We start from the raw sequence: 10,342 nt of genomic DNA on the forward strand, positions 1-10,342 counted from the left end.
TGCGGGAAGCGCTGAGCGGCATGTACCAGTCGCCATCCCGCCCGGCCGCCGAATTGGGCGATCTGGTGCGCAACGCATCGGGCCACAAGGGCCCATGGCCGAAGCTGTCGGTCTGGCACGGCAGCGCCGATCGCACCGTCAACCCCGCCAATGCCGACGAGATCGTCAAGCAGTGGCTCGACGTGCATCAGTTGCCGTCCGCGCCGATGTCCGAGGCTGAAGTCGACGGCTATCCCCGCCAGCTGTGGTGGAATGCGGATGGTGAAACCGTCGTCGAATCCTACACCATCACCAACATGGCCCACGGCACGCCGCTCGGGATCGGTGACAATGACGAGCGCTATGGCGCCCAGGGCGCCTTCCTGATCGAAGCGGGAATTTCATCGTCCTATCACATCGCGAACTTCTTCGGTCTCACCGAATGGGTCCATCTGGCTGCAAAGGATGCATCCAGGGAAAAATCGAAGGAAAAATCCAGGGGAATATCCAAGGAAACGGCCAAGCAGACCACCAGGGAAACCACCAGGGAAACCACCAGGACAACGGTGAAGACCCTTCCACCCGAGGGCGCGCCGGGCCTGACCCGGGCGCTGTGGCCCTTGGCGACACCCGGCCGCCGTCCCGAGCCGGATCCGCCCGCGCCGCCGAAGCGCGCCGGCATCGATGTCACTGCCGTCATCACCCGCGCGCTCACAGCGGCCGGGTTGATGAAATAGCGGCGGCGATACGCATGGCCGCGCAGGGCGAAAATTTTGCCATTCATCGCAGGAACGATGGAACCAAATCACTGCGCCCGCGTTTGCGGGAAGCGACCGGCGGTTAGTTCCGGCTGCCATTTTGGGCCACCGATCGTGTTGAATGTTGAAGGTCACTAAACCGGGTTCTGCGGATTTTCTCGCCGGCGGCGGGGAAATGGGCGCGTTGACTCGCGCCTTTGACTGGTCGGCGAGCCCGCTCGGCGAGCCCGGCACCTGGCCGCAAAGCCTGCGCACCGCGGTGCGGCTCGTGCTCAATTCCAACCACCCGATGTTCGTGTGGTGGGGTCCCGAACTCGTCCAGTTTTACAACGACGCCTACCGCCGGACCATGGGGCCGGAGCGTCACCCGAGCGCGCTTGGCCAGCGCGGACGGGAGTGCTGGGCCGAAATCTGGCCCCTTATCGGCCCGCAGATCGAACAGGTGATGAGCGGCGGCGGCGCCATTTGGCAAGAAAAACAGCTGGTGCCCGTCACCCGTTACGGCAAACTCGAGCAGGTCTACTGGACCTACAGTTACAGCCCGATCGACGAAGATGGCGGCATTGGTGGCGTGCTGGTGGTCTGCCAGGACGTTACCAGGGATGTCGTCGCCGCCGCGGCGCTGCGGGAGCGCGAAGCCGAACTGGCGCGGGTGCAGCAATTGGGCCGGATCGGCGGGCTCGAAGTCGACCTCCGGACCGGCTTTCGCAACCGGCGGTCGCCGGAATACCTGCTGATTCACGGGCTGCCGCCCGATGCTGCCCAGGAGACCCATGAGGAGTGGGTGCAGCGTGTCCATCCCGAGGACCGCGAAGCCGCCGAAAGGAAATTCCGCGATGCCGTCGCGGGCGACGTGCGCGAGTACAGCGTGCAATACCGGATCATCCGGCCCAGCGACGGCGAGGTCAGGTGGATCTCGGTCAAATCCACCATCGAGCGCGACGAGAACGGAAAGGCGATTCGCCTGGTCGGGGCGCACAGCGATGTCACCGAGCAGGTGGTGGCGGACCAGGCACTTCGGCAAAGCGAGGCGGAGTTTCGCACGCTCGCCGAAGCGCTGCCGCACCATGTCTGGACCGCAACGCCCGACGGCTCGCTGAACTGGTTCAATCCGCGTGTCTATGAGTATGCGGGCGTCGGCACCGGCGAACTCGATGGCCAGCAGTGGGGCAGGATAGTCCACCCCGACGATATCCCCGGCGCGTTCGCCGCATGGACCCGGGCGATTGCCGACGGCAAACCCTACGAAATTGAATTCCGCTTGCGCCGCGCCGATGGCGACTTCCGCTGGTTTCTCGCGCGGGCGGTACCGGCGCGCGATGAACAAGGGCAAATCATCCGCTGGATCGGCACCAATACCGATGTGCATGACCAGAAACTGATTGCCGACCAACTGGCCGAACTGAATGCCACGCTGGCCCAGCGCGTCGAGGAAAAGACCCGGGAGCGCGACCGGATATGGAACGTGTCCCAGGATCTCCTGCTGGTCTCCGACCGTGACGGTATCTGGCGAACGGTCAATCCGGCCTGGACCCGGACGCTCGGCTGGAGCGAGGCCGAATTGCTCGGCCGCACCTCCGAATGGCTGGAACATCCCGACGACGGCAGCGCCACGCGGGCGCAGGTCGGCAAATCCGGCGAGAGCGAGGCCACCGTCAGGTTCGAGAGCCGCTTCCGCCACAGAGACGGCTCATACCGCTGGCTGTCGTGGACCGGAGTGTCCGACCAGCACCACACTTATACCGTGGCCCGCGACGTCACCGCCGAGAAGGCCGCGGCCGAACGGCTGAAGGCCACCGAGGAAGCGTTGCTGCAGTCGCAGAAGATGGAAGCGGTGGGCCAACTGACCGGAGGCATCGCCCACGACTTCAATAATCTCCTGACCGGCATCGTCGGATCGCTGGACCTGTTGCAGACCCGTCTCAACCAGGGGCGGACCGACAATGTCGCGCGCTACATCAACGCGGCGATGACCTCGGCGAACCGCGCCGCGGCGCTCACCCACCGCCTGCTGGCGTTCGCGCGGCGGCAGCCGCTGATCCCCAAAAGCGTCGATGCCAATGCGCTGGTGGTGTCGCTGGAGGATCTGCTGCGCCGGACCATCGGCGAAACCATCGACCTCGAAATCGTCGCGGCTGGCGATCTGTGGGGCACGCTGTGCGATCCCAACCAGCTCGAAAGCGCGCTGCTCAACCTCGCCATCAACGCGCGCGACGCCATGCCGGACGGCGGCAGGCTCGTCATCGCCACCGCCAATGCAAAGCTCGACGGCGCCGCCGCGAATACGCCGGCCCTGTCGCCGGGCGAATACATCTGCATCACCGTCACCGATACGGGCGTCGGCATGAGCGCCGAGGTGACGGCGCGCGCCTTCGATCCGTTCTTCACCACCAAGCCGATCGGCCAGGGCACCGGCCTCGGGCTGTCGATGATCTATGGGTTCGCGCGCCAGTCCAACGGCCATGTGACCATCGACAGCAGGGTCGGGCAGGGTACCTCGGTCAGGCTCTATCTGCCGCGGCACCAGGGCAAGGTCGATGCCCGGAATGCGCCGGAGGTAAGGGCGGCCGACCATGCCGCCACCGGCGAAACCGTGCTGGTGGTCGAGGACGAGCCGGTGGTGCGCGCCGTCATTTTGGAGATGCTGGGCGAGCAGGGCTACCGCATGCTCGAGGCGGTCGATGGACCCTCGGGCCTGAAAATCCTGCGCAGCGGCGCGCGGATCGATCTTCTGGTCACCGATGTCGGTCTGCCCGGCATGAACGGCCGCCAGCTCGCCGATCAGGCGCGCGAAACCCGTCCCGATCTGAAGATCCTGTTCATCACCGGGTATGCCGAGAGCGTCGCGATTGCCGACGGCTTTCTCCAGCCCGGCATGGAAATGATCACCAAGCCGTTCGATCTCGACAACCTGTCGCGGCGGATTCGCAGCATGGTGTCGGGTTAGGCGGGTCTTCGGCGGCGGCGCTGCGGCGCTTCGGATACCAGGCCGTGAACTTGACCGCCCACCAGTGCGAGCACCGTCGGGATGGTTCCAACGCGCGGCGGCACTTCCGGGGCATGGAGCAGGATCAGGTCGGCGACGACCATCACGGCAAAGGCGAGCGCCCAGACCGCCGGCGCGCCGAACAGGATCTTCGCGCTGAGCCAGTCCCGCGCCAGCAGTGCGGCGGAAACCGCAAACCCGGCCAGCAGACCCTCCGTCGAACCGAGCATCCTGTCGATCAGGGCGAACGCGATGAAGGGCGCAAAAGCGAGCCAAATTCCCACGGCACGCTCCTCCGATGCAAGACACCCGCCGGCGACGCGCGGAGGGTCGCCTCCAGGCGGAAATGTTTCCAGTGGAAATTTGCCTAAATCGGGCCCGCCCGGCGTCATGGGCGCTGGTGCACGGCTTTGCCATGCTGCTGCTCGACGGTCGCGTCGCTGCCAGGCGGTGGCGGCGCGGATGGGCTGCTGGAAGCCGTGCTGAGCGCCGTCCGGATCGACGGCTGACGTCCGTCGTTACATCTCGCCGGTGAGAAACGGATTGGTCATCCGCTCCTGGCCGATGCTGGAGCCGGGGCCGTGGCCGCAGATGAAGCCGACATCGTCGCCGAGCGGCAACAGTTTTTCGGTAATCGATCTGATCAGCGTGCCGTGGTCGCCGCCGGGCAGATCGGTGCGTCCGACCGAGCCGCTGAACAGCACGTCGCCGACATGCGCGAAGCGCATTTCCTTGTTGTAGAACACGACGCTGCCCGGCGAATGGCCGGGGCAATGCAGGATCTCGAAGGTCAATTCACCGATCGAGACCCGGTCGCCTTCCTCGAGCCAGCGGTCCGGCACGAAATCGCGCACACCGGTCATGCCGAAGCGCGAACCGCTCGTCACCACATTGTCGGTCAGGAACTTGTCGGCGACGTGCGGCCCGATGATCTCGATCTTGAGCGCGTCGCGCAGGTCGGCGGCGCCGCCGACATGGTCGATATGGCCATGGGTCAGCCAGATCTGTTCCACCGACACATTGCTCTGCTTGATCGCGGCCAGAATCTTGTCGACGTCGCCGCCGGGGTCGATCACCACGGCCTTCCTGGTGGCTTCGCACCAGAGCAGCATGCAGTTCTGCTCGAACAGCGTGACCGGGATGATGAGGGCGCCGGCCTTCGCCGCGCCTTCCTTTTGCTTGTTGGCTTCTGTTTGCTGGGTCATGGCCGCACAATGCCGATTTTTGGCGGCCCGCCAAGAGGCAGATTGGCGCAATTCATGTCGAATTCGGCTCGTCGGAGTGCTTGCGGGCCCGCGCCGCGAGTTGTTCGAGCGCGACCACTTCGCGCAACCATTTTTTCTTGGGCTTGGCCGGAAACCCGCCCCAGAACTGGCCGGCCGGAACGTTCTCGTAGATGGTGGACCTCGCCGCCGTGATCGCGCCCTTACCGATGGTGATGTGCGGAATGATGCCGGTGCGCGGTCCGAGTACCACGAAATCCTCCAGCGTCACGCTGCCGCTGAGGCCGGATTGCGCGACGATGATGCAATGGCGGCCGACGATGCAGTTGTGGCCGATCTGGCAGAGATTGTCGATCTTGGTTCCCGCGCCGATCACGGTGTCGCGAATTCCGCCGCGATCGATCCTCGTGCCGGACCCGATCTCGACGTCGTCATGAATCACCACGCTGCCGACCTGCGGCACCTTGGTGTGGCCCTCGGCGCTCAGCAGATAACCAAAACCGTCCTGGCCGATATCGCATCCGGGGTGGAGTATGACGCGATCGCCGAGCTGGCTATGGGTTACCGTGCACTTGGCCCCGATCGCGCAATCGCTGCCGATCCGGACGCCGGGGCCGATCACGGCATGCGCGCCGATCAGGCTGCCGGCTCCAATCCGGGCGGACGGACCGATCACCGCGAAGGGATCGACCGTGACGCCCTCGGCCAGTTCTGCGGTGGGATGTACCATCGCCCCCGGCGAGACGCCCACGGTACCGAACATCGAGGCCGGGCGCAGCGCCCCGCTGTAGATCCGGCGTGCGACCGCAACGAACGCGTCATACGGCTTGCGCACACGCAACACCGCGACGCCTTCGGGGGCATGGCGCGCGAAACGCTCGGTGGTCAGGACGACCCCGGCCCCGGTCGATCGCAGCGAAGCGAGGAATTTGTTTTCGGACACGAAGGAGAGGTCGGTCGCGCCGGCCTGATCGACCGGTGCAATGCCGCTGACGCGCCGGGAGAGATCGGCTCCCTCGCACGGCTCGGCCCCGGTCAATGCGGCAATCTCGGCGACACTGAAATCCGCGTCACGCGCAAAAAAACTGAACTCGGTCACAATACCCGCCCCCTCAGGCGGAGTTACGTTAGCCCGGCAGCGCACTATTCCCAAGCCGAAACAAGCCGAAACTCCCAAGCCGAATCCGGCTAGTGACGCGGGTTCCTCGCCGTCGTCACACCCCGTTCGCAATCGCGGCTCGGGTCAATGGGCGGCCGGGGCAAAATCGGCTAGGCTGCGGCGATGGAATCGCCCGCCCGCCCGTTCAGCCTCGTACCGCCGCCGGACCGCCGCCAGTCGGAGACGGCGCTGGCGATCGCGCGCGGCACCTCGCGGCTGCTGCGCTCGCTGGGATTTGCCTGCATCAGCGAATTGCCGCTGCCGTCGGGACGGCGCGCCGATCTGGTGGCGCTGAACGAGCGCGGCGAGATCTGGATCGTCGAGATCAAATCCTCGGTGGAGGATTTGCGCGCCGACCAGAAATGGGGGGATTACCGGGCCCATTGCGACCGGCTGTTCTTCGCCTTCACCCGGGATCTGCCCTGCGAGATCTTTCCCGGGCAAACCGGCCTGATCGTGGCCGACGCCTATGGCGCCCATCTGCAGTGCGAGGCGCCGGAGCATCGGCTGCCGGCGCCGACCCGCAAGCTGATGACGGTGCGGTTCGCACTCGCGGCGGCCCAGCGCATCAACCGGCTGGTCGATCCGCAGGGGCATGGCGAGTTTTAGATCGCGGGAATAGCGCCGCAGCGGTTGGTCGGCTCATGCCCGTGGCGCTGCGCCGGTACCAGATCAATGCGGCGACGACCAGAAGATTGACGATTCCCGCGATCGCGGCGTTGCCGTAGGACACCAGATAACTCGCCGTGACGTCATAGAAGAAGCCGGCCTGATAGCTCCCCAGCCCCATGCCGACCCAGCCCGCCAGCGAGACGATCGCCATCGCCAGGCCGGACATTCGCGCGGGGGCGGCCTCGCGAGCGCAGATCAACAGGCAGGTCATCACGCCCGCAAAGCCGAACCCGAACAACACCGAAAGCTGGTAGAGCGCCGCAACATTGCGGGTCTGGGTGAACCAGAACACCACCGACGTCTGCGCCAGCGAGGCGAGAAAATAGGCCGGCAGGCCGCCGATGCGATCGGCCAGCCATCCGAAGAAAATCCGGCCGAACACCCCCGACACCATCAGCGAGAGCAGCATTCCGGCGGCAGTCCCCGGGCTGCATCCGAGGTCGATGCCGAGCGGCACCAGATGCACCAGCGGAACGGCCATGCAGATGCAGCAGAAAAATCCGGCGAGGCTGAGCCAGGGGACGGTGATGGCATGGGGCACGCCCCAGAGATTGGCGTCCGGGCGGTCGGCTTGACCGGGTGAGTGTTGAACCGACGGCGCCGGCCGCAGCAGGAACAGCAGCGGAAGCAGAACGACGGCATATCCGGCGCCGAGATAGAACGCAGCGTCGCGCCAGCCGAAATCCGTGGTCAGGAGTTGCGTCAGATAGGGCACGACGCCCTGGCCGATGGCGCCGCCGGCCGTCACGATGCCGATCGCGAGGCCCTTGCGCGCGTTGAACCACAGCCCCGTCAGCGCGAGCAGCGGCGTAAACAGACAGGCAAAGCCGGCGGCCCCGATCAGGAAGTAGAGAAGGCAGACCGACCACAGCGCGTTCTGCCATGACAGCATCGCCAGCCCTGTCGACATCGCGACTGCGCCGATGAACGCGATCCGGGTCGCCCCGATCCGGTCGGAAAGGCCGCCCCACAACAGGCCACCGAGCCCGGCGCCGATCGTATGCATCGTGTAGGCCATGGAAATGTCGGCGCGAAGCCAGCCGAACTCCTGTTCGAAAGGCTTCATGAACACCGAAACCGTGCTGCCCGCGCCAAATCCGAGCGCCAGACACACGGTCGATACCGCGGCGATCACCCAGCCATAGCGGTGCTCGCTGAAGATTTCCTTTGCAGTGATGCTCATGTCGACCTCCCGGGCGCGGCGACCGTGCCGCCGCGCCGCTGCTGTGCTCTGGGATCAATTCTGCCTGGTGATGACGACTTCGAGATATTCGCTGGGGATCACCAGCGTGCCATCGCGGGCGGCGTTGAATTTCGCCAGCAGGGCGTCGATGTCGGATTGAAGCGCCGTGCCGTCGTCGTCGTCGAGCGCCTCGAAGGCCTTGACCACCGGGCCGTAATAGCCGCGGAAAACTTCGCTCCAGTGCTCTCGCGACTCGTAGCGCATGACGAAGTGCCTGGCCTGCGCCGCCACGCTGGCCTTGCCGGCGAACAGCCTGTCGAGATGCGCCTTGGTGCCCCACAGCGCCGGCGACGACACGCCGGCGGGCGGCGGCAGGTGCTTGCCGATGGTCTTGAACAATTGACCGATGAAGCTTTCCGGCGTCCAGTTGGCCAGACCGATCTTTCCGCCCGGCCGGCACACCCGCACCATCTCGTTCGCCGCCTGCTGCTGGTTCGGCGTGAACATCACGCCGAAGGTCGACAGCACGACGTCGAAGCTCGAATCCGCGAACGGCAGCGCCTCGGCATCGGCTTCGCGAAATTCGACCGGTAAGCGCTCTGCCCTGGCGCGCTCGCGGCCGCGTTCGAGCAGCGCGCCGACATAATCCGTCGGAACCACCTCGGCGAAACGACGCGCGGCGGCCAGGGTCGCATTGCCGTTGCCAGCGGCGACGTCGAGCACGCGCTGCTTGCTGCGCAGGTCGATCGCTTCGCAAAGCATCTCGCCGACGATCTGCAGCGTGACGCCGACGACCGAATAGTCGCCGGAAGACCAGGCGCGCTGCTGCCGGCTTTTCACCGCGGCGAGATCGGCCGCCATCGCGGTTGCGTGAATGTTCATGGCTGAATTCCCTTTCGGTCTCGAGGTGACGAGAGTGCTGCGATGGCCACCGCCATCCATCCCCGATAGGTATTCCGGGGAGCCCGGGTCGACTGTCCAGTTTGCGACATGGCTATCCGTCAGACGAAAACCTTCTGCCGGACACGTGCACCCCCGAGGCAGATGCGCCTGGTCCGGGCTGCCCCGAGGTGGACTGCGTCCCGCCACTCGCTTTCCTCGCGTGAGCAGGGGAAGAGGGGAGAACGGCGCAAGCGGCGGCGTTTTACACCATCGCAAAAATGTCCTACGTCGCCTGACATCGATGCCGGGGCTGGCGCAGCCTGCCCTCAACAACAAAAGGGGAGAAACGCATGGAACAGGTCGGATTCATTGGCTTGGGACGGATGGGGCGGCCGATGGCGTCCAATCTCTGCCGCAAGGGTTTTCGTCTGACGGTCAACGACATCAATCCGCAGGCCGTGGCCGAACTCGAACTGCTGCAGGCCGGCAGCGCCGCCACCGTCGCGGAAGTGGCGCAGAAATCCGACATCATCGTCACCATGCTGCCGAATTCCGCCGTGGTCGACGACGTCGTCAGCCGCGCCGACGGCATCATTGCCAGTGCCAGGCCCGGCTCGCTGATCCTCGACATGAGCACGATCGACCCCGAAACCACCGACCGGCTGGCCAAGGCCGCCGCGGCCAGGGGCATCGCGTTCGTCGATGCGCCGGTCGGCCGGCTCGCCGCCCATGCCGACCGCGGCGAATCGCTGTTCATGGTGGGCGGCTCGGTGCGGGATTTCGAGCGCGTCAAGCCGCTGCTCGAGGCGATGGGAACCACGATCTATCATTGCGGCGAGGTCGGCAGCGGAACCAGGACAAAACTGGTCAACAACTTCCTGGCGGTGTCGTCCTGTCAGATGAATGCCGAGGCGCTCGCGCTGTCGCAGCGCTTCGGGCTCGATCTCGAACGCACCCTCGACGTGCTCTACGGCACCACCGCGGTCAACGGCCAGCTCAAGATCAACTGGCCGAACAAGGTGCTGATCGGCGACATCGAGCCGGGCTTCACCATCGATCTCGCCCACAAGGACCTGACGCTGATCATCGATGCGGCCAACGCGGCAAGAGTCCCGATGCCGATGGCCGCCGCCGCCCGCGAAGCCTTCAGCACCGCCCGCGCCCGCGGCTTCGGGGACAAGGACTTTTCGGCGATGGTCGATTCGCTGTGTGATCTCGCGGGAATCGAAAAGCCAAGGTTACCAAAGAAGTAGGTGCTCTGGTCGCACGAACGAACACGGACCTCATCCTGAGGAGCCGCGCGCGCTTCGCGCGGCGTCTCGAAGGATGGCAGCAGGTCGCGTGTCAGATGGTTCGAGACGCGCGTCGCGCAGCGCAAGGGCGCTGCCCGACGCGCTCCTCACCATGAGGGACGGGGGTTGGTATCGCTTTCTCTCCCCATCCGGCGCGTCTAGCTCCCGAACCCGACGAACACCGTGGCTTCCTCGACGGATCGTCGTT

9 protein-coding genes are annotated in these 10,342 nt (G+C 65.6%); 4 read left to right on the plus strand and 5 right to left on the minus strand.

Annotation, left to right across the window (positions count from 1 at the left end):
* A partial coding sequence (locus tag Q8R73_RS03020; protein WP_371126018.1) for a PHB depolymerase family esterase occupies window positions 1-716 on the plus strand: 716 nt, incomplete at its 5' end.
* Window positions 717-858: 142 nt separating this feature from the next.
* Window positions 859-3,684, plus strand: coding sequence for a PAS domain-containing protein (locus Q8R73_RS03025; RefSeq protein ID WP_371126019.1), 2,826 nt, complete (start codon window positions 859-861; stop codon window positions 3,682-3,684).
* On the opposite strand, the gene Q8R73_RS03030 is transcribed toward Q8R73_RS03025, so the two are convergent.
* The 3 genes from Q8R73_RS03030 to lpxD form a co-directional block, all read right to left on the minus strand.
* Window positions 3,681-4,007, minus strand: coding sequence for a hypothetical protein (locus Q8R73_RS03030; RefSeq protein WP_305718072.1), 327 nt, complete (start codon window positions 4,005-4,007; stop codon window positions 3,681-3,683). The genes Q8R73_RS03025 and Q8R73_RS03030 overlap by 4 nt on opposite strands.
* 234 nt (window positions 4,008-4,241) lie before the next feature.
* Entirely contained in the window at window positions 4,242-4,928 is a 687-nt protein-coding gene (locus tag Q8R73_RS03035) for an MBL fold metallo-hydrolase (RefSeq protein ID WP_305718073.1), read from the minus strand.
* A 52-nt stretch (window positions 4,929-4,980) separates the two neighbouring features.
* Window positions 4,981-6,045, minus strand: coding sequence for a UDP-3-O-(3-hydroxymyristoyl)glucosamine N-acyltransferase (gene lpxD / locus Q8R73_RS03040; protein ID WP_305718074.1), 1,065 nt, complete (start codon window positions 6,043-6,045; stop codon window positions 4,981-4,983).
* Between the two features lie 183 nt (window positions 6,046-6,228).
* Between lpxD and Q8R73_RS03045 the strand changes: the two genes are divergently transcribed.
* The gene (locus tag Q8R73_RS03045) at window positions 6,229-6,714 is read left to right on the plus strand and encodes an MmcB family DNA repair protein (protein ID WP_305718075.1); all 486 of its coding nucleotides are present in this window, start codon (window positions 6,229-6,231) and stop codon (window positions 6,712-6,714) included.
* Here the strand turns inward: Q8R73_RS03045 and Q8R73_RS03050 are convergent.
* The gene (locus Q8R73_RS03050) at window positions 6,674-7,960 is read right to left on the minus strand and encodes an MFS transporter (protein ID WP_305718076.1); all 1,287 of its coding nucleotides are present in this window, start codon (window positions 7,958-7,960) and stop codon (window positions 6,674-6,676) included. The two genes, Q8R73_RS03045 and Q8R73_RS03050, sit on opposite strands and share 41 nt — an antisense overlap.
* Before the next feature lie 54 nt (window positions 7,961-8,014).
* Window positions 8,015-8,842, minus strand: a complete 828-nt coding sequence (locus Q8R73_RS03055; protein ID WP_305718077.1) for a class I SAM-dependent methyltransferase — start codon at window positions 8,840-8,842, stop codon at window positions 8,015-8,017.
* Between the two features lie 320 nt (window positions 8,843-9,162).
* Between Q8R73_RS03055 and Q8R73_RS03060 the strand changes: the two genes are divergently transcribed.
* Window positions 9,163-10,095, plus strand: a complete 933-nt coding sequence (locus Q8R73_RS03060; protein WP_305718078.1) for an NAD(P)-dependent oxidoreductase — start codon at window positions 9,163-9,165, stop codon at window positions 10,093-10,095.
* The last annotated feature ends 247 nt before the right edge of the window (window positions 10,096-10,342 follow it).

Source organism: Bradyrhizobium sp. (assembly GCF_030697065.1).
In the GTDB taxonomy this organism is placed as follows: domain Bacteria; phylum Pseudomonadota; class Alphaproteobacteria; order Rhizobiales; family Xanthobacteraceae; genus Bradyrhizobium.

Coding starts and splice junctions, on each gene's coding strand:
- Q8R73_RS03055 (WP_305718077.1), bottom strand. CDS start 8,842: ATGAACATTCACGCAACCGCGATGGCGGCCGATCTCGCCGCGGTGAAA.
- Q8R73_RS03045 (WP_305718075.1), top strand. CDS start 6,229: ATGGAATCGCCCGCCCGCCCGTTCAGCCTCGTACCGCCGCCGGACCGC.
- Q8R73_RS03050 (WP_305718076.1), bottom strand. CDS start 7,960: ATGAGCATCACTGCAAAGGAAATCTTCAGCGAGCACCGCTATGGCTGG.
- Q8R73_RS03035 (WP_305718073.1), bottom strand. CDS start 4,928: ATGACCCAGCAAACAGAAGCCAACAAGCAAAAGGAAGGCGCGGCGAAG.
- Q8R73_RS03025 (WP_371126019.1), top strand. CDS start 859: ATGTTGAAGGTCACTAAACCGGGTTCTGCGGATTTTCTCGCCGGCGGC.